Source organism: Saccharopolyspora sp. 7B (assembly GCF_020177435.1).
In the GTDB taxonomy this organism is placed as follows: Bacteria; Actinomycetota; Actinomycetes; order Mycobacteriales; family Pseudonocardiaceae; genus Saccharopolyspora_C; species Saccharopolyspora_C gregorii.
This window is the reverse complement of the sequence record NZ_JAIUKC010000018.1, coordinates 23308-49389: the sequence shown is the minus strand read 5'-3', so window position 1 is coordinate 49389 and position 26082 is coordinate 23308. Positions and strand designations below refer to the sequence as shown.

The following is a 26082-nucleotide window of genomic DNA, read 5'->3' as shown; positions in this document are numbered from 1 at the left end:
CGCCGGCGTCCGCTCCCGTGGCTCGGGCGCGGGCATTGCCCCGCCCCCACTTCCGCCGCGCCGCACCGGGTGGCGGAACCTCAGCGGCTCGCCCGCCCCGCGGTGGGACGGGACAGGCCGATCAGGGGAGCGTCCCGGTGCGGAGGTCGTCCAGGAGGGTGGACAGGAACGTCTCCTCCTCCACCGCGCGGGACGCGGTGGACATGAGCTCCGCCAGCTCCGGGTCCCACGGCGTCTCGACCGGGGTGCCGACGAGGTTCGGCAGGTCCAGCCGCTCCCGCGCGGCCCGGTCCACCGCGGCCCGGTAGTCGGCCGCCGACATGCGCCACAACCCCACCTGGCGCTCCGACCACAGCGAGCGGGCGACCGCGATGCCTGGCCAGTCGAAGTCCCCGTGGTGGCGCAGCAGCGCGCCGTCCGCCCGCAGCCGGTCCAGCAGCGCCAGCGCCACCGTCGACGGGGTGCCCGACACGCACACCAGCGGATGCCGGATCCCCGCCCGCACCGACGCCTCCACGAGCCGCGGTCGCTCGCACACCGCCACCACCGCGCCGGGTTCGACGAGCCGTTCCGGGGCGGCCGCCAGGTCGCGGTGGGTGAGGTGCGTGGGCAGGCCCAGCTCGGTGCGGCCGGTGATCGACCGGGACCAGGCGTCCGCGCCGCGCAGCGGCAGCGCCCAGCTCAGCACCGTGCCCGCCACGTCGTCCACGGTCACCCCGCAGCGCTCCCACAACGACCGGCGCTCCCGTTCGCCGGCGGGCGGGTCCACGTGGTGGGCGAGCGCGGCGGCGCGCAGCACGATGCGGCTCAGCGCGCCGCCGTCGTCGAGCTCGGTCGGCTCGTCCGGCGTGGCGAGGTCGGCGCGGGACACCCACACCGCCGGGGCCGCGCCCGGGTCCAGGGCGAGCGCGGCCAGCACCGACCCGGCCCGGTCGGTGAGCCGCGGCAGCTCGGCCTCGGCGACGCGGCCGTACTGGTGCAGCCAGCGCGCCCACGCCTCCGCCCACGGCGAGCGGTCCAGGCCGTGCGCGGCGAGGGCCGCGCGCGCCTGCGCGATCGCGGCGGATTCCGGTGCCGGCGCACCGGAACCGGCGGTGGCGACGGGCTCGCCGTGCAGCACCTCCAGCACCTGCGCCAGCCCGAGCCCGAACCGGCCGTCGGCGCGCAGCACCTGGTCCAGCTTCGCCACCATGATCCGGGAGTGCCCGAGGTACAGCTCCCGGCCGTAGATCTCGCTGACCGCGGCGCGGGTCGTCTCGTCGGGCAGCGCGACGGAGAACCGGTCCGGCCGCTTCGCCGATTCCAGCGCTTCCCGGGCCTGCGCCCAGAACTCGCGCAGCACCGCACCGCCCCACGCGGCGCGGACCTGCTCGCGGACCCGCGCGGACACCTCAGCCATCAGTGCGCTCCATGTCCCGACCGTCCCACGTCGTGTGGGTGCAGGCGATGCCGTGCCCGCTGCGCGGCCGCAGCACGTCGTAGATGTGCATCTTCGGGATCTTCGGCGACACGCCCCACCCGCTGGGCCAGGTGATCAGCCAGTCCATGTCCAGGTCCACCAGCAGCCCCAGCATCCGCGCGATCGTCGGATCGTCCAGCCGCTCGAACGCCTCGTCCAGCAGCACCAGCCGCAGCGGCCCGCGCCCGCCGGAGGACACGCTCACCGCGTCGTAGAACGCGGCGGCCGCGGCGAACAGCGTCACGTAGGAGATCAGCCGCGTCTCGCCGGAGGACAGCTGCCGCAACCGGCGCACCCGCGGCTTGCCCTCGGGGCCGGTGTCGCGGACGCGCACGGTGAACGCGAACCAGGAGCGGTAGTCCAGCGCCCGGGACAGGATCTCCGCGTAGCCGCCGGAGGCGCTGTCCCGCTCGGCCTCGATGAGGTCGGTGAACACCTTGCGCAGCAACGAGTCCTGGTCGTCGCTGCGGTCGGCGAACGGGGTGCGCACCAGGTCGACGGCCTGCTTGATGTCGTCGCCCAGCGACGGCGCCGGTTCCCACTCCAGCTGGACGTGCACGCCCTGGCTGGAGCGGGCGCCGTCGAGGACCTCGTTCATCCGCTTGCACAGGTCCTCGGCCACCGTCACCTGGCCGCGCAGGCGTTCGGCGAGGTCGCGGATCAGGTAGTCGGCGAAGATCGACCGGTAGCGCTCGTTGAGGAACCCGCGCTGCTCGGCGAGGCGTTCGGCGACGCGGCGGGCGGCGTCCGCGACCGGCTGCGGCCCCTCCTCGCCGGTGACGGTGACGGTGAGCAGGCCCTGCTGGTCGCCCGCGGTGATGTCGTAGCCGCCGCTGAGCGACTGCTGCAACGCCTGGAACCGGTTGAGCACGGCCGTTTCGCCCGCGGTCTTGCGGTCGCCGGCCGCGGCGAGCAGCTCGGCGGCCTCCGCCGGGTCGGCGGGCGGTTCCGCGTTCCGGTCCGCGTCGTCCTCGGCGGGCACCACCTCGGCCGCGGCCCACGCGCCCGGCACCCGCAGCGCGGCGGTGAACGCGGTGGACGCGGCCTCGGCGTCGGCTTCGCGGCCGGCGAGCTGGGCGTGCTTGGTCTCCTGCTGGGTCTCCAGCCGCACCACCTGCTCGCGGGCGGTGCTGATCCGCTCCCGCGCGGCGGGCAGGTCCTCGCGCAGCCGGGCGCGTTCCCGCTCCAGCTCGCCGACCTTCCCGGAGATCTCCTGCGCCTGCCCGCCGACGGCGTCGTTGAGCTCGGTGAGCCCGGCGGCCTGCTCGGTGTGCTCGGCGCAGCGCTGCTCGGCCTGCGATTCGGCTTCCATCCGGTCGGCGACCGCGGCGTCGTGGTGCAGCGCGATGTCGCGCAGGTCCGCCAGCGTCGCCAGGCAGCGCGATTCGAGCACCTCGTGCAGCGCGTCGATGGCAGTGCGGGCCTCGGTCGCGGCCCGGTTGGCCTGCTCCAGCGCCTGCGTCTCCGGCGGCAGGTCCGCTTCGCCCGCGGCGCGCACCAGTTCGGCGCGGGTCGCCTGCCAGCGCTGGTCGGTCTCGTCGAGTTCGCCGCGGGCCTGCTTGGCGTGCCGGTCGGCGTCCTCGGCGGCGTCGGTGGCGGTGGCGACCTGGGCGTGCGCGGTCACCAGGTCGGCGTCGTCGGGGAAGGATTCGAGGTGGCGTTCGAGCGCGTCGCCGTGCTCGGTGGCCTCGCGGTGCCGCTTCTCCACGTCACCGATCTGCTCGCGCAGCGCGGCCAGCTGCTCCTCCAGTTCGGCGATGCGCCGGGCCCGGGACCGCTCGCGGGCCCCCGCGCCGACGTACTCGGCGGATTCCTTGTGCCACGCACCCGAGAGCACCCCGGCGCGCCAGCGGCCCGAGGTGTCCACCGACAGCCCCGCCGCGTCCACTGTGGACACGGAGGCGAGCAGTGCGGCGACCTGCTCCGCGGGCACCGGGCAACCCGGCTCCGGCGCGGGCACCAGCAGCTCCGCCAGCGTCCCGGCCGAACCCGGCTCACCCGGCACCGCCAGCACGTCCTCGAAACCGGCGACGGTGCCCCGCGCGGACACCCACGCGTTGAGCAGGCCGGACGCCTGCAGCGCGGCCTCCAGCCCGGCGCGCTGCGCGTCGTCGAGGGACGGCTGGAAGTCCACCAGCCGGTAGAACGCGCGCCCGTCCTGCTCGGCGCGCTCCGCGGCCGCCCAGTCCGGGCGGGCCGGGGTGCGCTCGACCCCGGAGCGCAGTTCGGCGAGCTCCTGCTCCCCGGTGCGGACCTGGGCGCGCACCTCGCCGAGTTCCCGCTCCACCGCGGAGATCCGCTGCCGCGCCTCCTGCAGCCGCGGCCGCGCCCACTGCCGCGCGCGTTCCTGCGCGGCGCGCGCCGCGGACCGGTCCGCCAGCAGCCGTTCCTGCGCGGGCGGCTCCGGCACCGGATCGTCCACGATGGACTCCGGATGCTCGGATCCCCAGCGCTGCGCCCGGTTCCGCCAGTCCGCCGCCGCCTCCTGCAGCCGCTGCTGCGCCTGGTTGCGCCTGCCGACGGACTCGGTGGCGATCAGCTGCGCCTGCCGAGCCTGCTGCTGCAGCTTGCCGACCTGCTCGCGTTGCCGGTCCAGCTCCACCGCCTGCTGGTGCAAGGTCAACGTCCACGCCCCGCGGCGCTGCGCCTCCGCGCTCGCCTTCGCGGACCGGTCGGCGACGGTGCGGAACCGGCGCGCCAGGTCGTCGGTGTCCACCTCGGGTGCGCTGCGCCGGTCCACTTCCAGCGGCTCCGCGTCCGGTTCCGGCGCGGCCCGCACCCGTTCCGGCACGCTGATCGGTTCCGCCTTCGGCACCTCCGGCGGGCGCGGCACCAGGTTCCCGTCCAGACCGGCCGCGGCCAGCTGCCGGTTCGCGCGCTGCGCCGCCTGCTCCGCGGATTCCGCGTCGCCCACCAGCCTGCGCAGCGTGCCCAGCACCGACTCCGCCGACCGCTCCTCCTGCGCGCGGTGCCGGGCCGCGGTCTCCAGCGCCGCGACCGCCGCCGACCGCGCGCCCTCCACGACGCGTTCGCGGTCCCGCAGGTTCTGCAGCTCCGCGTACGCCGGGTGCGAGCGCAGCGCCTCGATGCTCGACTCCAGCGTGCCCTCGCGCTGCTCCAGCTCGGCGACGGTGCGCTGCGCGGTGTCCCGCTCCTCGCGGTGCGCGGTGACCTGGCGGTCCAGCTTCGCGAGCTCCTTGCGCAGCACCGCCAGCCGGTCCTGCGCCGAGCGCATCGACTCGGCCCGCTCCCGCAGCGCCCCCAGCGCATAACCCGAGTAGGTGGACAGGAACGCGCCGAGCGCCTTGTCAGCGCCGGTGAGCCGGACGATGTTCTCCCGGATCGACTCCAGGTCGTCGAACGAGCTCGCCAGCCGCTCGATCAGCGCCGGTTCCAGCGGCGGCAGCGCGTCGGAGAGGATCTGCTCCAGCTGCCCTTCCAGCACCTTCAGCCCCACGTCCGGGTTCCGCAGCGTGCGCTGCAGGTGCAGCAGGTCGCCGTAGCGCGCCGCGGGCACCCCGTAGACCTGCGCGGCGACCTTCGCGCGGAAGCCTTGGTCGTCGAGCACGCAGTCCGCGCCCAGCAGGTCCCGCAACTGCGCGGGACCCAGCGGCACCCGCTCCGGGCCCACCAGGTGCAGGTTGATCCCCACCCGCCGCGAGGTGACGAACCGCCACGAGTCGCTGACCGCCTGCGAGGTCTTCGAGGCCTTCACCCCGACGCCGCAGGTCAGGAACTCCTCGCCGCCGTCGGGGGATTCGCGGCGCAGCTCCACCCACGCGTAGCCGATCCGGTTCGGCCCGCCCGGGTACTCGTCCAGCATGAGGCGCCGGATGCTGACCGTGTCGAAGCCCTTCGAACCCAGCTGCCGCAGGTCCCCGTCCAGGCACAGCGGCAGCAGCAGCTCCAGCGTCCGGGACTTCCCGGAACCGTTGGTGCCCTGGAAGATCGCGCGCCCGCCGGAGAGGTCGAAGGTGTGCTCGGCGTACTGCCAGATGTTCACGATGCCGCCGCGGTGCAGCCGCCAGCGGTGCACCGGACCCGCGGAGAGCGTCGCGTCGCCCGGGCGGGGGGCGGTGGCGTCCACCGCTGCGGTCGCGTCGTCGGGGCTCACCGTGCACCGTCCTCTTCCAGGTCGTCGAACAGGGACAGGCCCGGCGGTTCCGGGGCCGGCGGGGGTTCCGGTTCCCGGCCGGGCGCGGGCGTCGCGTCGGGCTCCGGCAGCCACCGGTGCGCGGCCGGGCTCAGCCACCAGGTGAGCTCGCCATGATCCTCCCCGGTGGTGGCGGTGCCGTCGGCGGCCTCGCCGCGCAGCACGCCGAGGCGGCGCAGCAGGTCGGCGACCGAGCGGACCAGCTCCGCCGGTTCTTCGGTGGCCTGGCGGGACCACGCGGCCGGGTAGGACTCGACCAGGTCCGCGCACACCTCGGCGAGCTGGTCCCGGGTCACCGGGTGCCTGCCGTCGGACTCGCGGGGTTCGCCGAGCTCCAGCAGCCGCGGCAGCGCCAGCAGCGCCACCCGGGCGACCGTGCCGGTGCCGGGGAACGGGGTGTCGGTCAGGTAGTCCTCGGGGTCGCTGACCACGACGCCCTCGGAGCGGACCTCGGTGACCAGGCCGAAGAACCGCTCCAGCAGCCGGGATTCCACGCCGAAGTTCTTCAGCAGCCAGTCGCGCTGCTCGGCGGGCAGGTCGGCGTAGAGCACCACCGGGTCCTCCACCAGCCGCCGCCGCACCACGTGCTCGACGCTGCGCGGCCCGGCCTGCGCCGCGGCCGCCACCAGCTCGGCCGGGCCGTCCGCGGCCCCGATCGGGCCCGCGGGCAGCTGGCCCAGCAGGTCGGTGTCGATGGTGATCAGCGCTTCGGCCGTGGAGTCGGTCGCGGTCACGGTGCCCTCGGTCTCGCTGATCACGCCGAGCGCCACCAGGTGCCGCAGCGCCGCGGTCAGCGCCCGCCGGTCCGCCGGGTCGTCCACGACCGGCACGCCCGCCTCCACCGCGGCGGCCCGCACGTCGGTGACCAGCCGGGACAGCAGCACCTGCCGCCCGATGCCGGTGAGCGTGGCCAGCGTCAGCGCCAGGTAGGCGTAGCCGCGCGGCGTCAGCGAGGGTTCGCCGCGGGTGGCGTCCGCGCCCGGCCCGGACTTGTAGAGCCGCGCGAACCGGCGCTCCACCACCAGCCGGTAGCCCAGCAGCGCCGAGAACACCTCGTGCAGCGCCGCCCGCTGCCGGTAGATCATCGGCAGCAGGTCGCCGTCCGGGGTGCCCTCCCGCAGCAGCGGGCGGCGCAGCAGCGCCCGGGCGCAGCGCACCACGTTCGAGGCGTCAATGGACGACAGCTCGTCGAAGGTCCTCGTCGCCGCCGTCATCGGGTCGCCTCCGCCGGGATCGCGCCGTCGCCGCGCACGTCGAGCACGGCGTCGTTGAGGGTCAGCGCGCCCGCGCTGCTGCGGATGCGGGTGTGCGTGCCCGGTTCGGGCCGCACCGTGACCCGCAGCCGGTGCACCGGGTCGAGGGCGGTGCCCGGGTCGTCGGCGCTGTCGCGCTGCGCCATCGCCAGCGTCAGCAGCTCGCACAGCACGTCCAGCGCCTCCCCGGACAGCCGCGTCTCGGCGAGCGACCCGCCTGCCGCGGCGAGTTCGGCGACGGCCCGGCCGCGCCGCGCGTCCTCCTCGCGGGCCTCCGCGAGCAGCGTCTCCTCGGTCATCGGGTCGTCCAGCACCCGCGAGGTGCGGCCGCGCGCCCCGCGATCACCGCGGCTGCGCACGCTCACCACCACGTCCTGCACCGGGCCGTCCCGCCACGGCACGTCGTGGTTGTCGCTGTCGTAGTCCGGGGCGGGCAGCAGGTGCCGCGCCGAGTGCAGCCCGAACGCCGCCGCGTACAGCCGGTGCGCCTCGTGCGGTTCGGCCTCGTCGAACCAGCGGGCCAGCTTCAGCAGCTCCCCGCGGCGGCCCGGCAGCAGCCCGCCACCGGAGGTCGCGCGTTTCACGCTCGCCAGCAGCGAACCGATGGCGCGCGCCGTCGCCTCGCGCAGCGCCGCGACCTGGCTGGGGCGGCCGGGCGCGTCCACGAACCAGTCGGTGAGCTCCTGCCAGTCCGCCGAGGTCCGGCCGCGCGCCCGCTCCACGTCGGTGCCCAGCTGGTCGGCCGGGCCCAGCAGCCGCAGCAGCTCGCCGCGAGCCCCGGCCAGCCCGGCCAGCGAGCCCGCGATCGTCTCGGTGTGCCGCAGCACGTCCTCCACGACCATCTGGATGTACTCGACCAGCAGGTTCCGGAACCCGGAGATCTCGTCCGGCGCCAGGTGGTGGCGGGTGACGATCTCGCCGAGGTAGGCGTAGAAGTCGCGGACGGTGGCGGCGAGCTCGGCGTGCTGCAGGAACACGGTGGTGACGTGCTCGGCGAGCCGTTCCCTGGTCTGCCGGGCGCGCTTCGAGCCCGGTTCGCGGTGCTCGGCGGTGAGCGCGGCGGACAGCGCCGACCCGATCTCGCCGAGGCCGCGCTCGATGGCGGGCAGCAGTTCCCGGGACACCTCGCGGGCGCCCTCGGGGACCCGCAGCAGGGCGTCGATGTCCCGCTGTACCCGGACGGCGAGCTTGCTGACCTGGTAGCGGACGCTGCCGTGCTGGAACTCGGCGATGCTGGCCGCGATCGTCTCCCGGCGGCCCAGCACCAGGTTCCCCCAGCTGCGCAGCTGCTTGAGCCGCTCCACCACGGTGTCCACATCGGACTCGCCGGGGTCGATGCGGCCTTCGCGCTCGGCGGCGGCCAGCGCGGCGGTCACCTCGCCGATCGACAGGTCGGCGAGCAGCGTCGAGGTGAACAACCGCATGATCGCCAGGTAGGTGCGGTGCTCGCGCGCGCTCAGGTAGGCGAACAGCCGCAACCGCTGCTGGTCCGCCCGAACGTCGTCCGGTGCCTGCGCGGGGGCGGCGGAGTCGGCTTCGGTGCCCGCCACCCCCGCGCGCAGCACGTCAGCTTCGTGATCCGGGGCCGTCACGGTCGGCCACGATAACCCGTGGTGCCGGTGCTCCCGGTCGACAGCCCGGCCGAACGCTCACCCTGCGTGCGTGCCGCCCGCCGCGGTGGTCCGGGACAGCGGTAGCGTTCTGTGCTGCCCGGACGGGCGAACGAAGGGGGAGACTCGGCGGTGAGAGCGGGACGAGCGGTCGGATTGCTACTCGGAGTCGCGGCGGACGCTGCACTCGGTGACCCACGGCGGGGGCATCCCGTCGCCGGCTTCGGTCGCCTCGCCCAGACCGCGGAGCGGGTGCTGCACCGCGACGAACGCGCCGCGGGGGTGCTCTACAGCGGGCTGCTCGTCGGCGGGACCGCCGCGCTGGGCGTGCTCGCCGACCGCGCCGCGCGCCGCGGTGGCCCGGCCGCGGAGGCCGCGGTGACGGCGTTGGCGACCTGGGCGGTGCTCGGCGGTGCCTCGCTGGCCGACGAGGGCACCGCGATGGGCAGGCTGCTCGACGCGGGCGACCTGGACGGCGCGCGCGGGCGCCTCGCGCACCTGTGCGGGCGGGAAGCGGCGCACCTCGACGAGCAGGGGCTCGCCCGGGCCACCGTCGAATCGCTCGCGGAGAACACCTCCGATGCCGTGGTCGCCCCGCTGGTGTGGGGCGCGGTCTTCGGCGTCCCCGGCCTGCTCGGCTACCGGGCGGCGAACACCCTGGACGCGATGGTCGGGCACCGCAGCCCGCACTACCTGCGGTTCGGCTGGGCCTCGGCCCGCCTGGACGACGCGCTGAACCTGGGGCCCGCGCGGCTGGCCGCCGTGCTGACCGCGCTGTGCGCGCCCGTGGTCGGCGGTTCCGCGGGCGGTGCCTGGCGCACCTGGCGGCGGGACGCCTCCGCGCACCCGAGCCCGAACGCCGGGCAGATCGAGGCCGCGTTCGCAGGCGCGTTGCAGATCCGCCTCGGCGGGCGCACCGTCTACGGCCACACCACCGAGCAGCGGCCGATCATGGGGGAGGGCCGCACCGCCGACGCGGGCGACGTGCGGCGCAGCGTGGAGCTGTCCCGGGTGATCGGCTCGGTCACCGGCGCGCTGGCCGCGGTCGCGGTGGTCGCGCTCGGCGTGCGGCGCCGCGGCTGATCACTCGCCGGAGCCGGCCTGCTCGCGTTCGCGGCGCTCGTCCTCGGCGACCGCCTCGGCGACGGACATCTTCCGCGGCTTCCGCGCCCCGCCCGTGGCGGCGTCCTCCGGCGGCCGCAGCTCCGCGTAGATCAGGTACCCGATGGCCGCCAGCGCCATCACGCCGAACGAGATCCACTGCAGCGCGTACGAGAAGTACGGCCCGGAGGACAGCTGCGGCAGCGGCAGCGCGCCGAGCGTGCCCGGCTGGTCCTCCACCAGCGCGAAGTAGCCGGGCCGCAGCGCGATCCCGGTGCCGGCCCCGACGACGTGCGAGTCCACCGAGTAGGTCCAGCGGTGCCCCTGGCGGTCGAAGACCGGCCGGTGCTCCTGGTCCCGCTCGTCCATCCGGACCCGCGCGGTGATCGTGACCTGCCCGGCGGGCGCCGGGTCGTAGTCGGGCGCGTCGGTGCCGACCGGGCGCAGGAAGCCGCGGTCGACCAGGAGCGTCTCGCCGGTGGTGGTGCGGAACGGGGTGAGCACCTCGATCGCGGGCTCGCCCTGCACGGACCGCAACCAGGCCAGCGTCTCGCCCTCCGGCAGGTACGAACCGGTGGCGGTGATCTTGGTCCACTCGGTGTCCGGTCCGGGGGCGGCGCCGCCGGGCAGCACCTCGGCCAGCGGTTGCGGGTCCGCCGTGAACGAGTGGGTGATGGCCGCGTTGCGCGCCTGGGTCTCGTCGTCGCGGCCGAACTGCCAGGGCGCGAGGAGCGTGAAGCACAACGTCGCGAACAGCACGACCAGCAGGATCAGTCCGATCCAGCCGGGCCGGAGCAGGAACTTCAGGCGCACCCCACCACGGTAGGCGGCGCGGACCGGGAGGTCCCCTCCACCCCCGGCGCAGTGCGGTGCAGCACACGATCCCGGCCCAGGTGAGCGGGCCGGCGGCCTCAGCCCAGGGCTTCGCGGGCGGCGGCGACGGCCTGCCGCGCGTAGCCGCCGCCGAAGAGCACCGCGTGCACCAGCAGCGGGAACAGCTGGTGGACGCCCACCCGAGCTCGCCAGCCCTCGGCCAGCGGCCGCACCTCCTCGTAGGCGGCCAGCACCCGGTCCAGGTGGGGGCAGCCGAACAGCGCCAGCATCGCCAGGTCGGTCTCCCGGTGCCCGCCGTGCCCCGCCGGGTCGATCAGCCAGGCGTCGCGCCCGTCCCAGTGCACGTTGCCCGCCCACAGGTCGCCGTGCAGCCGCGACGGCGGCTCGTCGGCGCCCTCCAGCTCGGGCAGCCGTTCGCAGACCCGGTCGACGAGCGCGGCGGCCTCCCCGCCGAGCAGTCCGGCGTCGACGGCGCGGCGCAGGTACGGGCGGACCCGCTGGTCGGCGTAGAACTCGGGCCAGTCCGGGCACGGCTCGTTGCGCATCGGCGCGAGCCCGATCCACGCGTCGGTGGGACCGCCGGGCGGCGGTGCGCCGTGCGCGGAGGCGCCGGTGGCGTGCAGCCGGGCCAGGCCGCGGCCGAGCTCCTCGGCGGCGGCGGCCGACGGCGGTCCGGAGCCGAGGTGCTCGGTGACCAGGTGCCGCTCGGTGCTGCCGAGCACCGCGGGCACCGGCACCACCTCGGGTTCGGCGAGCCACGCCAGCGAGGCGGCTTCGGCGGCGACCGCCCCGGGCATCCCGTCCGGGTTGGTCTTCACGAACACCTCGCGGCCGTCGGCGAGCCGCACCGACCGGGAGTCCCCGGCGTCCCCGCCGCCGAGCGCCCGCACCGACACGGCCGCGGATCCGGTGCAGCGCAGCACCACGTCCTCGATCTCACCCATGGGACCTGCCTCGTCCTCGAACTCGTGCCGGGCGGCACTCGGGTCGCGTGCCCGGTCGGCGGTCCCGCCGCCGGCGGCAGCGGCGACGACCGCGGGTCCGACGACCCGGCGGCTCACATGTTCTCGCGGGTCCAGTCGAGCAGCTCGGGCATCGCCGCTTCGATCATGGCGAGGACGTCCTCGAAGCCGCGGTCGCCGCCGAAGTACGGGTCGGGGACTTCGGCGCCGTCGTCGGCGGCCGGGTCGAAGGAGCGCAGCAGCCGGGCCCGCTCCGGGTCGTCCAGCGCGTCCCGCAGCACCCGCAGGTGCCCGGCGTCCATCGCCAGCAGCAGGTCGGCGTCCCAGTGCTCGTCGCCGAGCTGCGCGGCGACGTGCTCGGTGGGGTAGCCGTGGTCGGCGAGGACCTTCAGCGTCCGCGGGTCGGCGCCCTCGCCGACGTGCCACGGCCCGGTTCCGGCGCTGCTGACCTCGACCTCCGCCAGGCCCGCGCGGCGGGCGTGTTCGCGGAAGACCACCGCCGCCATCGGCGATCGGCAGATGTTCCCGGTGCAGATGAACGAGATGTGCACGTGCGGCTCCTTGCGCGGCTACCGGGCTCGACATGTCCGGCCAACGACCGTACGGGGCGCCGCTGCCGGTCCGGGAATCGGCGCCGGTGATCATCCGCCGGTCGTTAGACTGCCTCCGATGACGAGCGGGGACGAGCGGGCGCTGCTGCGCCACCACGGTGATGTCGACGCCGAACCGGGATTGCTCGACTTCGCGGTGAACGTCCGGCTGGAACGGCCGCCGCGCTGGCTGCGCGAGCACTTGGCGTCCGCGCTGGACGACCTGGGCCGCTACCCGTCGGCCGCCGACGACCTCGCGGCCCGCGCCGCCGTCGCCGAGCGGCACCGCCGGGACCCGGCCGAGGTGCTGCTGCTGTCCGGGGCGGCGGAGCTCTTCGCGCTGCTGCCCGGGCTGCGCCCGTCGCTGGCCGCGGTGGTGCACCCGTCGTTCACCGAGCCGGAGTTCGCGCTGCGCGCCGCGGACGTGCCGGTGCGGCGGGTGCTGCTGGACGAGCACCGGCTGGACCCGGCGCTGGTGCCGGACGAGGCGGACCTGGTGGTGCTGGGCAATCCCACGAACCCCACGTCGGTGCTGCACCCGGCCGCGACGATCCGGCGGCTGGCCCGCCCGGGGCGGCTGGTCGTGGTCGACGAGGCGTTCTCCGACGCGGTGCCGGGCGAGCCGGAATCCCTCGCGGCGCAGCGGATCCCGGGCGTGCTGGTGGTGCGCAGCCTCACCAAGACCTGGGCGCTGCCCGGCCTGCGCGCAGGGTACGCGCTGGGCGAACCGGAGCTGCTGGCGCGGCTGGCCGCGCCGCGCCCGCACTGGCCGCTGGGCACCCTCGCGCTGGCGGCGATCACCGCCTGCTGCGCCCCGCAGGCCGTCGCGGAGGCCGAGCGGGCGGCGGTGGAGATCGCCGAGGTCCGGGACCGGTTCGCCGCCGACCTGGCCGCGGTGCCGGGCGTCGCGGTCGCCGGACCGGCCCGCGGACCGTTCCTGCTGCTGGAAGTCCACAATGGCGAGAAGGTGCGCGCCGCGCTGCGCGAGCGCGGCATCGCGGTCCGCCGCGGCGACACCTTCCCCGGGCTGGGACCGGACCACCTGCGGGTGGCGGTGCGCGATGCGGCGCGGAACGCGGTGCTGGTCCGGGCGCTGCGCGAACTTCTCGGATAGTGCGAAGACCGAACCAAGGGGTGCGATTCGGATGACCGTGCGGATTCAGGACGTCGTGGAGTCGCTGGAGGCCGCGTACCCGCCGGAGCTCGCCGAGAGCTGGGACGCGGTCGGGCTGGTGTGCGGGGACCCGCAGTCGGTGGTGCAGCGGGTGCTGTTCTGCGTCGACCCGGTCGAGTCCACTGTGGACGAAGCGGTGGACTTCGGGGCGCAGCTGCTCGTCTCGCACCACCCGCTGCTGCTGCGCGGCGTGCACGGCGTCCCCGCCGACGACCCGAAGGGGCGGCTGGTGCACCGGCTGATCCGGGCCGGCATCGGGCTGTACTGCGCGCACACCAACGCCGACACCGCCACCGTCGGCGTCTCCGACGCGCTGGCCGAGGCGATCGGCCTCACCGTCACCGGGCCCCTCGCGCCGCACGCCGAGGGCTCCGCCACCGGGCTCGGCCGCATAGGGACGCTGCCCGAGCCGGAACCGTTCGGCCGCTTCGTGCAGCGCGTCGCCGAGAACCTGCCCACCACCGCCTGGGGCGTGCGCGGCGCGGGCGACCCCGACCGGGAGATCCGCACCGTCGCCGTGTGCGGTGGCGCCGGGGACTCCCAGCTGGGCACCGCGCAGGCCGCGGGCGTCGACGCCTACGTCACCGCCGACCTGCGGCATCACCCCGCCGGGGAGCACATCGCGCGCGGCGACCTCCCGGGAGCTCAGGTGCCCGCCCTGGTGGACGTGGCGCACTGGGCGAGCGAGTGGCCGTGGTGCCAGCAGGCTGCCGACGTCGTCGGCGCGGCGCTACCGGATACTGTCGAGGTTCTCGTCTCCACACGCCGGACCGACCCGTGGACCGCTCACGCCGCCGGTACGGCCCCCGACTCTGGGAGGACTCCCGCGTGAAAGCCGACCCCGCCGTGCAGCGCAGGTTGCTCGACTTGGCGGAGGTGGACGCCGAGCTCAACCGCGTCAACCACCGCCGCCGCACGCTGCCCGAACTCGAGGAGATCGGCCAGCGCGAACGCGAGCTGCAAGCCCAGCGGGACTCGCTGGTGGCCGCGCAGACCTCGTTCGGCGACATCGACCGCGACGCGAAGCGGCTCGAAGGCGAAGTCGACCAGGTGCGCAAGCGCGAAGAGCGCGACCGCAAGCTGATGGAGTCCGGCGGCAGCGCCAAGCAGCTCGAAGACCTCCAGCACGAGCTCCAGACCCTCGCCCGCCGCCAGGGCAACCTGGAGGACGAGCTCCTCGACGTCATGGAGCAGCGCGAAGCGCTCGAATCCGACGTGGCCCGCGCCCGCGCCGGGGTCGAGGAGGCCGAGCAGCGCCTCGCCGACGTGCAGCACCGCCGCGACGAGGCCATGACCGACCTGGACACCGCCGAGGCCAAGCGCACCGTCGAACGCCAGTCGGTGGCCGGGACGCTGCCGGAACCGCTGCTGGCCCTCTACGACCGGATCCGCGAGTCCAAGGGCGTCGGCGTCGGCCCGCTTCAGGGCAACCGCTGCGGGGCCTGCCGCATCGAGCTCGACCGCTCCAAGCTCGCCGAGCTGCGCGACACCGCCGCCGACGACGTGGTCCGCTGCGAGGAGTGCGGCGCCATCCTGGTGCGCACCAAGGATTCCTGATGCGCGTCGTCGTCGAAGCCGACGGCGGTTCCCGGGGCAATCCGGGGCCCGCCGGGTGCGGAGCGGTGGTGCGCGACGCCGCCGGAGCGGTGCTCGCCGAGCGGTCGAAGTGGCTCGGCGTCGCCACCAACAACGTCGCCGAGTACCAGGGGCTGCTCGCCGGGCTCCGCGCCGCCGCCGAGCTCGGTGCCGACGACGTCGCCGTGCGGATGGACTCGAAGCTGGTCGTGGAGCAGCTCTCCGGCCGGTGGAAGATCAAGCACGAGGCGCTGCGGGCCCTCGCCGAGGAGGCGCGGGAGCTCGTCGCCGGGTTCACCTCCGTCACCTTCGACTGGATCCCGCGGGCGGAGAACGCGCACGCGGACCGGCTCGCCAACGCGGCGATGGACGACCGCGCGGACGGGGGCTCCGACGCCGCGCCCACCGGTACCGCCGCGCCCGCCGGCACCGCTCCGGAGTCCGGTACCGCCGCGCAGGACCGCACCCGGCCGTCCGGCTGGAACGGGGCCGTCGGCTCGCCCACCAAGATCCTGCTGGTGCGGCACGGGCAGACCGCGATGTCGGTGGACCGCCGCTACTCCGGCCGCGGCGACGTGCCGCTGACCGAACTGGGGGAGCGGCAGGCCCGGGCCGCCGCCGCCCGGCTCGCCGAGATGGACGGCGTCCCCGGCGCCCCGGTGCTCGCGTCCCCGCTGGGCCGCACCCGGCAGACCGCCGAGGCGATCGCCGCCGCCACCGGCTCCGAGCTCACCTTCCACGACGGCCTGCTCGAAACGGACTTCGGCGGGTGGGAGGGCCTCACCTTCACCGAGGCCGCCGCGGAGTTCCCCCGGCTGCACCGCAGCTGGCTCGGCGACTCCACGGTGGAACCGCCGGACGGGGAGAGCCTCGAAGCGGTCTTCGAGCGGGTCACCGCGGTCCGCGACGAGATCGTCGACCGCTACGCCGGGCGCACCGTCGTCGTGGTCAGCCACGTCACCCCGATCAAGGCGATGCTGCGGCTCGGCCTCGACGTGGGACCGTCGCTGTACTACCGGCTGCACCTGGACCTGGCCTCGTTGTCGATCGTCGAGTTCTACCCCGACGACAACGCCTCGGTGCGCCTGGTCAACGACATCTCGCACCTCTGAGCCCCGCCCGCGGGCGCCCCCCCCCCCCGGCTCAGGCCGCGGCGGGAGCGCCCGCGAGGTCGTCGGCGAAGGCGGTGAGGGCGCCGGTGAGGCGAGCCGTGGCGCGCTGGTCCCACTCCCAGCCGTCGTCGACCGCGGTGAGCCACCTGTCGAACAGGAAGCACGCCGGGGTCACCCGCCGCGCCCCGCGGTCGGTGAGCAGCCGCCGCACCGCGTAGTCCGCCGCGCCCGACTGGGCCTGCGTGGACCCGAGGCACACCGGCTGCACCGGCCGCTCGCCCGCGGGCGGCACCACGTCCAGCCAGGCCCGCAGCAGCGGACTCCCGGACACCTCGTAGGTCGGGGTGATCAGCGCGATCCCGTCCGCGCGCTCCAGCAGCCGCCGCGACCAGCGCAGCGCCGGGGCGTCCGCGCGCCCGGCCAGCAGCGCCGATTCCGGCAGCAGTTCCAGCGGCAGCCGCCGCACCCGCAACCCGGCGCCGCGCAGCGCGTCGGCGGCGGCGCGGTCCAGTTCAGCCGCGCGCGAACGGGGGTGGGGGCTGGCGACGACGGTGACGACGGTGCGCATCGGGAGTTCTTCCTGCGTGCGGCCGGGATCCGGCCGGAACGGGCGTGGCGGCGATCGTTCAGCAGGCGGAACAGCGCGCGGTGCCGACGCGGGCGAAGTCCACGAAGCGGCAGCGGGTCAGCCGGGCACCGGTCATCCGGGAAGTAGAGCAACGCCCGCGAATCCGGTCAATCCGGTTCCACCGGACGGGAAGAGGGGGTGGAGGAGTCGGCCTGTAAGCCGGATCCTGTTCCCGGCGATCTCGCGATCGTCCGGTCGGCGACCATCCATCTCGGCCTGCCGTCGCCGGCAGGCTCCAGCGGCCTACCCGCAGGCTCGGGCGGGCAACCCTCGAACACCTGCGCAGACGCCGTGGCGTCCTCTTGGCCTTGCTCCGGGTGGGGTTTACCTAGCCGCCCCGGTCACCCGGGGCGCTGGTGGTCTCTTACACCACCGTTTCACCCTTGCCCGTCCGGCGAACCGGTCGGGCGGTCTGTTCTCTGTGGCACTGTCCCGCGGGTCTCCCCGGGTTGCCGTTAGCAACCACCCTGCCCTGTGGAGTCCGGACTTTCCTCGACGCGGTCTCCCGCGACGCGGCCGCCCGGCCGACTCATCCACCGGCTCCAGTCTAGCGATCGCGGGTGCGCGCCCGACGCGGCCCGGCCTGCGCGGATCCGGTCATTTCCGACGGCGCCGAACCGGGTCGCTGGTCACTGCCCGTGCAGCGACCTGATCGCGGCCGTGACCGGTGCGGCCGCTACGCTGGATGCAGTCAAGATCACGTCCGGGTGGCGGGCGACGGTCTCGTCGCGCGATGTCCGGTGATCGGGTTCCGGTGCGCCGCGGCGAGGTGTGCCGAATTCCACTGACCGGCCGATTCGTGCACGGTCCGTGAGGAAGGGGCTCGCAACAGGGTGAACGATTCGTGGTTCCCGATCCGGCGCGTGCCCGCCTTCCGCTCCGCCGCGCGCACTGCTCCATCCGAGTCAAGCCCGATCGGCCCATTCGGTGACTGAGCCGGTGTGCCGACGTCATCTGTGGTGCTCGATCGACCACTACTGCTGGTGACCATGACATGTTCTACTCGTACCGTCGCGCCGGGGAGATCCGGTCGGCCGACGTACCCGCCCGACGACCCTTCACGCATCCAGGGGTAACAAGATGACCGCCATGTCGCTGGAAACGTTGGCGCACGTGCACGTGCTGGCCGCGCTCGACCCGTTGGCGCAGCAGACTGGTCTCGGGACCGAAGGCATCCGCGGCTGGATCCTCAACAACCTGCTGCCACTGCTGCTGCTGGCGGTCGCGCTGCTGCTGCTGTGGCTCGGTGGTGGCAAGGGCGACAACGCCGGCGTCATGCGCCGCGTGATGGGCGTGTTCGTGGCGCTGGCGCTGATCGGGTTCGCGGTCACCGGTGCGGGCGTGGACATCGGCACGTTCATCGCCGGCCTGTTCAGCACCAACGGGTGATCAGCCGTGCGGATCCGCACCGATGACGAGGTGTACCGCGTCGACGCCGTGTGGCTCGGCCCGCCGAAGGCGACCTTCCCGTGGCGGGCGCGCTACGTGGCCTGGGGCGTGGGGACCGTCGTGTTCCTGCTGGTGCTGGCCATCGAACGGCGGATGAACATCGGCTTCGGCTTCTTCTCCACCGGTTGGGCGGTCGTCCTCACGATCCTGGTTACGCGGATCGTGTGTTCCCGGATCACCCACGAACGGCCGCTGGGAGCCGTGATGGTGATGTGGTTGCGTGAGCTCACCGCGCCGCGGGAGCGCACCACCGGCAGCGGTGGTGCGGCGGGCGCCGCCCGGCTCAAGGTGCGCGCCGAGCGGCCGCGGCCCAAGCAGAAGCAGTCCGGACGAGCCAAGAAGTCCGCCCGGCGAGGCCGCCCCACCCCCGCCCGGCAGACCCGGCGGACGAACCGGGTCCAGCAGGGGACCCAGCCCACCGGCGGCGCGACCCGGCAGGTCCGCCGCCCCAGGAAGTCCGCGGAACGGACCCGGTCCGCAGGCGGGCGTGCGCGTAGCAAGGAGGTTCGCGGTGTTCGGTCGCCGTCGAGGCGGTGAGCGCCAGGCCCCAGGGCCGGGCGCACCCCAGCGCGCCCCGCAGGGCAGGGGCGGGGCGCGGGGCAAGGCGAAGCGGCAGGACCGCAGGCTCCCCGACGAGCAGTCGTTGCCGAGCTACACGCCGTCCATCGCCGCCCGGTCCATCGACGGGCACCTGCTGCGCACCGGCCAGGACGTGTTCGCCTGGTACCGGCTGTCCCCGCAGCGCTGGTCGTTCCGCTCCGATTCGCAGCGCCAGGACCTGATCGCCGCCATCGCGGGCCAGTACGCCGAGCTGCAGGGCCGGTGGATGCACCTGCGCGTCACCAGCCGGCCCTACCCGATCCGGATGTGGGCGGAGGCGCACGTGCACAACGCGCGCGGCGCCCTGCCGGACGTGCCCGGCGCGCTGAGCTTCGACGACTACATGGTCGGCGAGCAGCAGCAGCTGATGGGCCGCTCGATGGCGGAGAAGGAGGTCTACCTCGGCGTCCAGGTGCAGACCCGGAACGTGGTGGACCGCGCCGTGGAGCGCGCCGCCCCGCTGCTGCGCCGGGTGTTCCCGGAAGCGGTGGACGCCGAGCTGGTCGCGCTGGACAGCGAGATCGAGCACCTGGACCAGGTGATCGGTTCCGCCGGTCTGGACGGCCGGCCGGTGACCGCGGAGGAGATCTCCTGGCTGATGCACCGGTCCTGCTCGCTGGGCCTGCCCGCGCCGCGGAACCTGCCCGCGGTGCCGGGCGCCGAGTGGGAGCCGGAGGACCTGGCGTCGTTCACCGACGCCGCCGACATGTACCAGGAGCCGTACTCGCCGACCGCCACCGTGCGCGGCCGCACCGGTTCCAACGCGGGCATCACCCGGCACGTCGCGGTGCTGACGGTGGGGCAGACGCACGGCCTGCAGATCCCGGAGATCGACGACCCGTGGATCCAGCACTCCGACCGGCTGCCCGCACCGGTCGAGTGGTCCGCGCGGATCTACGTCCGCCGCCCGGAGGACGTGGGCGGCGAGCTGCAGCGCCAGATGAACAAGGTGCGCTCGCAGGTCCGGCACTACACCGAGGAGCACGGCCTGGAGCCGCCGACCTCGCTGGCCCGCCAGGCGGGCCGGGTGCTGGAGATCGACGACGAGATGAGCACCGGGTTCACCGCGCTCGCCACCCGGGTCCGCTCGTGGTGGCGGCTGGCGGTGTCCGGGCCGACGGAGCGGGACGCGCTGCGGCTCGCCCAGCAGATCCTGGACCTGTACAAGCCGAAGGTCGCCATCGAGCACCCCGAGGCGCAGTACGCGATGGCCCGCGAGTTCATCCCCGGTGAGCAGCTGGCCTCCGGCGCCTACATGCGGCGCGGCTCGGTGGTGTGGGCGGCCTCCTCGGTGCCGCAGGCGACCGCGGAGGTCGGCGACCGCCGCGGCATCCTGCTCGGCGAGACCTGCACGGCGACGCGGCGCCCGGTGGCCTGGGACCCGTGGATGGCGCAGGAGGTGCGGGACGCCTCGGGCCTGACCGCGATGGTCGCCGGACTCGGTGGCGGCAAGTCGTTCCTCGGCGGCGGCACCGTCTACAAGACGCTGCGGGCCGGGGCGCACTGGACGCTGCTGGACCCGTCGGGTCCGCTGGCGGAGCTGTGCAAGCTGCCGGAGCTGCGGCCCTACGCGCGGCCGATCAACCTGCTCAACGCCCAGCCCGGCATCCTCAACCCGTACCGGGTGGTGGCGGAGCCGCAGCTGGAGCACTTCGTCGACGAGGACGACCCGGAGCGCAGCTGGCGGCGCGAACGCGCCCTGTCGGCGGCGACCCGGCGACGGCTGGTGCTGGACGTGCTCACCGGCCTGCTGCCCTACGAGGTGGCGCGGCTGCCGCAGACCCGGATCGTGCTGCTGCGCGCGGTGCGCGCCGTCGGCGGACGTCCCGACGCGCACCCGGGGATGGTGTTCGAGGCGCTGCGCCGCGACGCCTCCGAGCACCACGAGCACGCGGTGGTCGTCGCCGACTTCCTCGACGAGATCCGGGAGCGCATGTCGCTGCTGATCCCCGAGGCCGACGCCGACCCGTACTCGGAGACCCGCGAGGACCGGCTGACGGTGCTCACCATGGCCGGGTTGACGCTGCCGAAGGACGGTGTCGGTCGCGAGCACTGGACCGACGCCGAAGCCCTCGGCGTGGAGATGCTGAACCTGGCCGCGTGGCTGACCCAGCGCTCCGTCTACGAGCGGCCGAAGAACGAGCGCAAGGGCGTCTGGATCGACGAGGCGTTCTTCCTGTCCGAGGTACCGACGGGCCGGGTGCTGATGAACCGGTTCGCCCGCGACTCCCGGAAGTGGAACGTCCGGGTGCTGCTGTCCAGCCAGATCCCGGCGGACTTCCTGCGCATCCAGGGCTTCGTGTCGCTGCTGGACTCGGTGTTCGTCGGCAGGCTCGACGACGACCAGGCCCAGTCGGACGCGCTGCGGCTGCTGAAGGTCCCGGTGGGCGCCGGCTACGAGCAGGTCGTGTCCGCCCTCGGGCGCAAGCCCGGCCCGGCGCGCGGCAGCACCGAGCGGGACCGGGCGCCGCGGCAGTTCATCTTCGGCGACGGTGCGGGCGGCGTGGAGCGCATCCGGATCGACTTCGGCGGACCGCACCTGGAGCACCTGCGCGAGGCGCTGGACACCACCCCGGCGAGCTCGGAGTCCGAGCAGGACCTGCGGGCGCTGCCGGGGGCGGAGGGCGCGGCGAACTCCGACACCCCGCCGCTGCCCTCGCCACCGCACGTGCCCGAGGACGACTACGCCGACGACATCGAGGGCTTCGACGAGTTCGAGCTCGAATCCGTCGGCATCGGACCGGGCGAGGAGCGCACCGTCGGCACCGAGCGCGCGCAGCAGCGGCCCGGTCGAGGCGGAGACGAAGTGCGGTGAGCGCGCTGGTCGCGCCCACGATCATGGCGGCGGTGATCGTGGCGGTGGTGCGGGCCGCGAAACGAGTGCTGCCCCGGCGCGCCCGTCGGCTCCCGGCTCAGCGCGCCCGCGGCCGCCGCTCAGCGGTGCTGCTGGTGGGCGCGCTCGTCGCCATCCAGGCGCTGATCGGGGCCCCGGCCTCGGCGCAGAGCCTGGACTGCTCGGAGCCGCCGAGCCCGGAGCGCCCCGGTTCCGGCATGGTCGGCGCGATCGACCCGGCGCCGCTGGGTTCCGGTCAGCCGGGCACCGCCTACGACGAGGTGGGCTACGCCGGGCTGGTGTGGCACACCTACGGGCTCGGCTGCGGGCCGCAGGGCGTGATGAACCCGAACGCGCTGGTCGACACCTGGCTGGGCAACGAGCTGTTCAACGTCTCGAAGAACCTGGTGGGCGCGACCAACGGGCTGCACTACGCGCTGCTCAACGGCGAGCTGATGGGCCCGCTGGACGACCTGATCGCCACCGGCACGGTCGCGCTCTACGACAGCGTGTTCACCCCGTGGTTCGGGGTGGCGGCGCTGGTGCTGGCCGTGCTGCTGTTCCGCTACATCTGGCAGGGCGACCTGGCCTCGATCGGCAAGCGCACCATGTGGGCGCTGGCCGGGCTGTGGTTCGCCTCCGCCACCTACCTGACCCCGATGATCTACACGCACGCGCTGGACGAGGTGGTGATCACCGGGACATCGGCGGTCCAGGCCGGATTCCTCCAGCAGGTCGGGGTGGACGAGGCGAACACGCTGCCGACCGTGCTGCACCACCAGGTGGTCTACCGGAACTGGCTGCGCGGCGAGTTCGGTTCGCCGGACACCCCGCAGGCCGAGCAGTACGGCCGCGAGCTGCTGCGCGCCCAGGCGTGGACGAAGCAGGAGGTGGCGGCCGGGGCCGACGCGGGGCCGTCGACGCCGAAGGAGACGGCGTTCACCAACGTCGCCGGGCAGCTCAGCACGACCAGCGCCTACGGCTACTTCCAGGGCAAGGACGGCAGCCGCGTCGGCGCGGGGATGCTGTCGCTGGTGCAGAGCCTCGCGTTCGCCTCGTTCCAGCTGATGGCGAAGGCGGCGATCCTGCTGGCGCAGGTGCTGCTGCGGGTGCTGATCCTGGCCGGGCCGCTGATCGGCCTGGTGGCGCTGCTCAACCACCAGATCCTGCGGGCGGTGGGCCGCGTGGGCGGGGCGGCGATGCTCAACGTGCTGGTGATCGCGGCGATGGCCGGGCTGCACACCTGGGTGCTGGCGTGGATCTTCAACCCGCTGCGCGGTTTCCCGGTGCTGACGCAGATCCTGCTGGCCGGGCTGGTGACGATCGTGTTCATCATGGTCGGGAAACCGGTCCGCCGGATGGGGCAGATGGTGCAGCTCTCGATCGGTGGTTCCGGCGGGGTGGCGCAGGCCCGCGGCGTGCTCGGCCGGTTCCGCGGCCGCAGGTCCGCCGACGATCCGAGCGGCGACTTCTGGGAGCAGGTGCGCGAATCCGACCCGGACGCGGCGCCGCCGGACCCGGCCGGGCAGCGCGGCAGGCGCCACACCCGCCCGGAGGCCGACCACCAGACGATGTCGGTGACGGCGCAGCGCCTGGACCGGCAGGGCGGCCCGTGGGCGGCGCTGCCCGGCAGCGGTTCGCCGACCGGCGGCGGGGCGGGTTCGCCCGCGCTGCCCGCCTCCGGTCCCGCCGAGTCCCGGCGACCCGGTGGCCCGGCGGCGGCGCTGCCGGAGGGCAGGCCGAGCCGCGTCGTGGACACCGCGCCCGTCGCGGACGCCTCGTGGGACCGGCGGGAGGAGGAGCCGGTGCTGGTGCCGTCCCGCGCGGACAGCTCCCCGATCCCCTCCCCGGCGGAGCCGACCGCGCCGCGCCGCGCGGACATGGAAGTGGTCGCGGGCAAGCCGGTGTACGTGGTGTACCGGCCGTCCCGGGGCTTGGAGGTGGCCGATGGGGACTGATCGGCCGCGACCGGTGATTCGACAGCTGCAGCGGGCCGGGCGGGCGCGAACCCGACCGGCCGGGTGAAGGGGAACGGGCCATGCCGATCCGGACGCATCGGGGACGCGCCGCGGTCTACCGGAGGTTGTGGGGCTGGCCGCTGCGCTCGCCGAAGCACCTGGTGACCGCGGTGATCGTGCTGGCGGCCGCGGCCACCACCATCGGGATCATGCTGCCGGAGCCACCGCCCTCGCGGAACTACCGCGACCCGTCGGGCGGCACCGAGCAGCACCAGGCGGTTCCGGCGCCGGCGAGCCCGACTCCCGCGCCACCGACGATCTCGGTGCCGAACACGCCGCCCGCGCCGGCACCGGCCGACCCGGCCGGGTTGCACGTGGTGGAGGCGTGGGGCGCCAAGTGGGCCACCCACCCGCCGGGCACCCCCGCCGGGAAGTGGGTGGAGTCGCTGCGGCCCTACACGACCGACGAGTTCATCACGGTGATGACCTCGGTGGACCCGGCGAACGTGCCGTCCACCCGGATCACCGGGCCTGCGGTCCCGCTGAGCTCCACCGCCAATGCGATCGCGGCCCGGCTGCCCACCGACGCCGGGGACATCGAGGTCGACGTGATGAGAACCGAGCAGGGATGGCGCGTCTCCGGCTACAACAAGGTGAGCTGACATGCGGAAACTCTTGGTCGCGGTCGTGGTGTTGTCCGGCTTCGCCGGACTGGTCGGGCTGGGCGCGTTCGTGGTCGTGCTCTCCGGCATGCAGGGCGGGCAGAGCTGGTCGGAGTGCAGCTCGGGCCTCGGCCCGTCCGGGGACGGCGCGGGCCGCGGGGAGCGGGACGCGGGCAGCCTCGACCAGGAGTCGGTGCTGATCGCCAAGGAGATCATCAAGATCGGTCAGCAGCGGAAGTTGCCGCCGCGGGCGTGGCAGATCGCCATCCAGGCGGGCAAGACCGAGTCGAACCTGTCGAACCTGACCTACGGCGACCGGGACTCGCTGGGCATCTTCCAGATGCGGCCGTCGATGGGCTGGGGCAGCGTCGCGCAGGTCACCAACGTCGAGTACCAGATCAACAAGTTCTACGACGTGCTGCTGGACATCCCCGGCTGGGAGCAGCTGCAGCCGGGCACCGCCGCGCAGCGCGTGGAGCGCTCCGCCTATCCGCTGCGCTACCACGAGTGGGAGCCGCTGGCGGCGCACCTGGTCAGCGTCGAGGGCAACGTGTCCGGGTTCAGCGGCTGCGAGAACCTGCCCGCGGCCGGGGTGCTGGCCACGAAGGCCATCAGCTTCGCCGACCAGCAGATCGGCAAGCCGTACGTGTGGGGCGCGGCGGGGCCGGACTCGTTCGACTGCTCCGGGTTGACGCAGATGGCCTGGAAGGAGTCCGGGGTGACCATCCCGAAGTACTCCCGGTCGCAGTACGCCGAGGGCGGCGCGCACGTCCCGCTGAACCAGGCCCAGCCCGGCGACCTCGTGTTCTGGGGTGCGGGCCGGGAGCCGGGGGCGATCCACCACGTGGCGCTGTACCTCGGCGACAACGAGGTGCTGCACGCGCCGCAGCCCGGCGAGTCGGTGGAGCGCACCGAGCTGTGGGACGGCGGCGAGCTGCTGCCGATGGTGGTGCGCCCCGCCGCGGACGAGCCCGCCCCGGCCGCGCAGCCCACCGTGCAGCCCGCGCCGGGCGGCGAGCAGCCGGGCGTCCCGGAGATCGGACCCGGCGGACGCCCGGGGGAGACCCCGGTGCGGCAGCCGGTGTAGCCGGTCCGGGAGCATCCGGGCCGGCACGCGCGGTGACGGGAGGATCGCGCTGCGACACGATCTCCGGTGGGCCGTCGGACCGCTGATCGCGGCGGTCCGCTGTGGCAATCTTGGTCTCGGGCCGTTCGCCGGCCCGGCCTGGCGGCGCGCGGGTCCGCGGCCCGCCCCGCCGCGTGCGCGGGACGACCACCGCCGAGCGGTGCGAGTCCCGCGGTGTGTCCTACTCCGGGAGGAAGCATGTTCACCCCAGACCCCATTCCGAGGCGTTCGGCACCTCCGGCGTCGAGCACGCCGCTGGGCGACTACCTCTCCCGCGCCGGGCACGGGGTCGACGCCGGGTACGCGGTGCTGCCGCGCTCGCTGGCGGAATCGATGCCGCTGCCCTGGCAGCAGCACATGCGCCACCTGCTCGCCGAGTTCCACCAGGCCTTCGGGCACCTGCAGTGGCCGGTGTACCGGGTGGTGCCGTCCCGGTACGAGCGGCTGGTGGACCTCGACGACGACCAGCTCGCCGAGGTCGGCTGCACCGTGGAGGTCGGCGACAGCGGCGAGCTGGAGTACCGGATGCGCGACGGCCGCCGCATCGAGAACCCGGAGAGCCAGCAGGTGCTGGTGTCCTGCCTGGACCCGATACCGCAGCGCACGAATCCGGCCGGGCACCACCCGGGTCCCCCGCCCGCACCGGGCGCCCCGCCGCCTCCTGCGTGGTGACCGGGTCCGCCCGCCCCTGGTGGTGATCGGGCCGGGCGCGGCACCGCCGCCCGCGTGGTGACCGGGCCGGGTGCGTGGTGACCGGATCGGGTGCGCCGTCCGGAGGCGTGACACGGAGCGGTTCCGCGTGCGAGGCTCGACGCATGGCCCGGGATGGTTGGTACTTCTGCCTGAAGCATCAGCAGGTCGAGCCCGCCGCGGGATGCCGCGCCGCCGACCGGCTGGGGCCCTACGCGGATCGCGCCGCGGCCGAGCACGCGCTGGAGCTGGCGAAGGAGCGCACCGAGGCCGCCGACGAAGCCGATCGCCGCTGGTCCGAGGGGGACTGAGC

General features: G+C 74.7%; 21 protein-coding genes and 1 other RNA gene. 13 read left to right on the top strand and 9 right to left on the bottom strand.

Annotated features, from left to right (window positions below; all coding sequences use genetic code 11):
• Positions 1-121: 121 nt before the first annotated feature.
• From LCD33_RS03910 to LCD33_RS03895, 4 genes are read right to left on the bottom strand one after another with little or no spacing between them, the layout of a single operon-like run.
• Positions 122-1399, bottom strand: coding sequence for a DUF2399 domain-containing protein (locus LCD33_RS03910; RefSeq protein WP_224956149.1), 1278 nt, complete (start codon positions 1397-1399; stop codon positions 122-124).
• On the bottom strand, positions 1392-5573 hold the full coding sequence (locus tag LCD33_RS03905) for a TIGR02680 family protein (protein ID WP_224977516.1): 4182 nt from the start codon (positions 5571-5573) through the stop codon (positions 1392-1394). Before LCD33_RS03905 ends, LCD33_RS03910 begins: the two co-directional genes overlap by 8 nt.
• Entirely contained in the window at positions 5570-6826 is a 1257-nt protein-coding gene (locus LCD33_RS03900; RefSeq protein ID WP_224977515.1) for a TIGR02678 family protein, read from the bottom strand. Before LCD33_RS03900 ends, LCD33_RS03905 begins: the two co-directional genes overlap by 4 nt.
• Positions 6823-8457, bottom strand: coding sequence for a TIGR02677 family protein (locus tag LCD33_RS03895; RefSeq protein WP_224977514.1), 1635 nt, complete (start codon positions 8455-8457; stop codon positions 6823-6825). Before LCD33_RS03895 ends, LCD33_RS03900 begins: the two co-directional genes overlap by 4 nt.
• Before the next feature lie 150 nt (positions 8458-8607).
• Here LCD33_RS03895 and LCD33_RS03890 point away from each other — a divergent pair, with 150 nt between their 5' ends.
• The gene (locus tag LCD33_RS03890; protein ID WP_224956153.1) at positions 8608-9558 is read left to right on the top strand and encodes a cobalamin biosynthesis protein; all 951 of its coding nucleotides are present in this window, start codon (positions 8608-8610) and stop codon (positions 9556-9558) included.
• Here the strand turns inward: LCD33_RS03890 and LCD33_RS03885 are convergent, their stop codons facing one another.
• From LCD33_RS03885 to LCD33_RS03875, 3 genes are all read right to left on the bottom strand, one after another.
• A complete protein-coding gene (locus LCD33_RS03885; protein ID WP_224956154.1) occupies positions 9559-10389 on the bottom strand; it encodes an SURF1 family protein in 831 nt (276 codons plus the stop codon).
• Positions 10390-10487: 98 nt separating this feature from the next.
• Positions 10488-11354: a fructosamine kinase family protein gene (locus tag LCD33_RS03880; RefSeq protein ID WP_224966698.1), complete on the bottom strand. Its 867-nt coding sequence runs from the start codon at positions 11352-11354 to the stop codon at positions 10488-10490.
• A 113-nt stretch (positions 11355-11467) separates the two neighbouring features.
• Positions 11468-11923: a low molecular weight protein-tyrosine-phosphatase gene (locus LCD33_RS03875; protein WP_224966697.1), complete on the bottom strand. Its 456-nt coding sequence runs from the start codon at positions 11921-11923 to the stop codon at positions 11468-11470.
• A gap of 118 nt (positions 11924-12041) precedes the next feature.
• Here LCD33_RS03875 and cobC point away from each other — a divergent pair, with 118 nt between their 5' ends.
• The 4 genes from cobC to LCD33_RS03855 are packed head-to-tail and all read left to right on the top strand — an operon-like array spanning position 12042 to position 15823.
• Complete coding sequence (gene cobC, locus LCD33_RS03870) at positions 12042-13076, top strand: Rv2231c family pyridoxal phosphate-dependent protein CobC (protein ID WP_224966696.1); 1035 nt, start codon at positions 12042-12044, stop codon at positions 13074-13076.
• A 31-nt stretch (positions 13077-13107) separates the two neighbouring features.
• Entirely contained in the window at positions 13108-13968 is an 861-nt protein-coding gene (locus LCD33_RS03865; RefSeq protein ID WP_224966695.1) for a Nif3-like dinuclear metal center hexameric protein, read from the top strand.
• Complete coding sequence (locus tag LCD33_RS03860; RefSeq protein WP_224956159.1) at positions 13965-14693, top strand: zinc ribbon domain-containing protein; 729 nt, start codon at positions 13965-13967, stop codon at positions 14691-14693. The genes LCD33_RS03865 and LCD33_RS03860 overlap by 4 nt, the downstream gene beginning before the upstream one ends.
• Positions 14693-15823: a bifunctional RNase H/acid phosphatase gene (locus tag LCD33_RS03855; protein ID WP_224956160.1), complete on the top strand. Its 1131-nt coding sequence runs from the start codon at positions 14693-14695 to the stop codon at positions 15821-15823. The genes LCD33_RS03860 and LCD33_RS03855 overlap by 1 nt, the downstream gene beginning before the upstream one ends.
• Before the next feature lie 31 nt (positions 15824-15854).
• On the opposite strand, the gene LCD33_RS03850 is transcribed toward LCD33_RS03855, so the two are convergent.
• Positions 15855-16391: an NAD(P)H-dependent oxidoreductase gene (locus LCD33_RS03850; RefSeq protein WP_224966694.1), complete on the bottom strand. Its 537-nt coding sequence runs from the start codon at positions 16389-16391 to the stop codon at positions 15855-15857.
• 199 nt (positions 16392-16590) lie between these two features.
• An RNA gene (rnpB, locus tag LCD33_RS03845) (RNase P RNA component class A) lies at positions 16591-16983 on the bottom strand.
• A gap of 548 nt (positions 16984-17531) precedes the next feature.
• Between rnpB and LCD33_RS03840 the strand changes: the two genes are divergently transcribed.
• From LCD33_RS03840 to LCD33_RS03805, 8 genes are all read left to right on the top strand, one after another.
• Positions 17532-17840 (top strand): hypothetical protein, encoded by a 309-nt coding sequence (locus tag LCD33_RS03840; protein ID WP_224956162.1) that lies wholly within the window; start codon positions 17532-17534, stop codon positions 17838-17840.
• Between the two features lie 6 nt (positions 17841-17846).
• Positions 17847-18437, top strand: a complete 591-nt coding sequence (locus tag LCD33_RS03835; protein ID WP_224956163.1) for a hypothetical protein — start codon at positions 17847-17849, stop codon at positions 18435-18437.
• Entirely contained in the window at positions 18412-21315 is a 2904-nt protein-coding gene (locus tag LCD33_RS03830; protein WP_224956164.1) for an ATP-binding protein, read from the top strand. Before LCD33_RS03835 ends, LCD33_RS03830 begins: the two co-directional genes overlap by 26 nt.
• A complete protein-coding gene (locus LCD33_RS03825; RefSeq protein ID WP_224977513.1) occupies positions 21312-23291 on the top strand; it encodes a hypothetical protein in 1980 nt (659 codons plus the stop codon). The genes LCD33_RS03830 and LCD33_RS03825 overlap by 4 nt, the downstream gene beginning before the upstream one ends.
• Before the next feature lie 80 nt (positions 23292-23371).
• Complete coding sequence (locus tag LCD33_RS03820; RefSeq protein WP_224966693.1) at positions 23372-23953, top strand: hypothetical protein; 582 nt, start codon at positions 23372-23374, stop codon at positions 23951-23953.
• Position 23954: 1 nt separating this feature from the next.
• Entirely contained in the window at positions 23955-25040 is a 1086-nt protein-coding gene (locus LCD33_RS03815) for a C40 family peptidase (protein ID WP_224966692.1), read from the top strand.
• Between the two features lie 237 nt (positions 25041-25277).
• On the top strand, positions 25278-25751 hold the full coding sequence (locus LCD33_RS03810; protein ID WP_224956168.1) for a hypothetical protein: 474 nt from the start codon (positions 25278-25280) through the stop codon (positions 25749-25751).
• Positions 25752-25894: 143 nt separating this feature from the next.
• Positions 25895-26080: a hypothetical protein gene (locus tag LCD33_RS03805; RefSeq protein ID WP_224956169.1), complete on the top strand. Its 186-nt coding sequence runs from the start codon at positions 25895-25897 to the stop codon at positions 26078-26080.
• Positions 26081-26082: the final 2 nt, after the last annotated feature.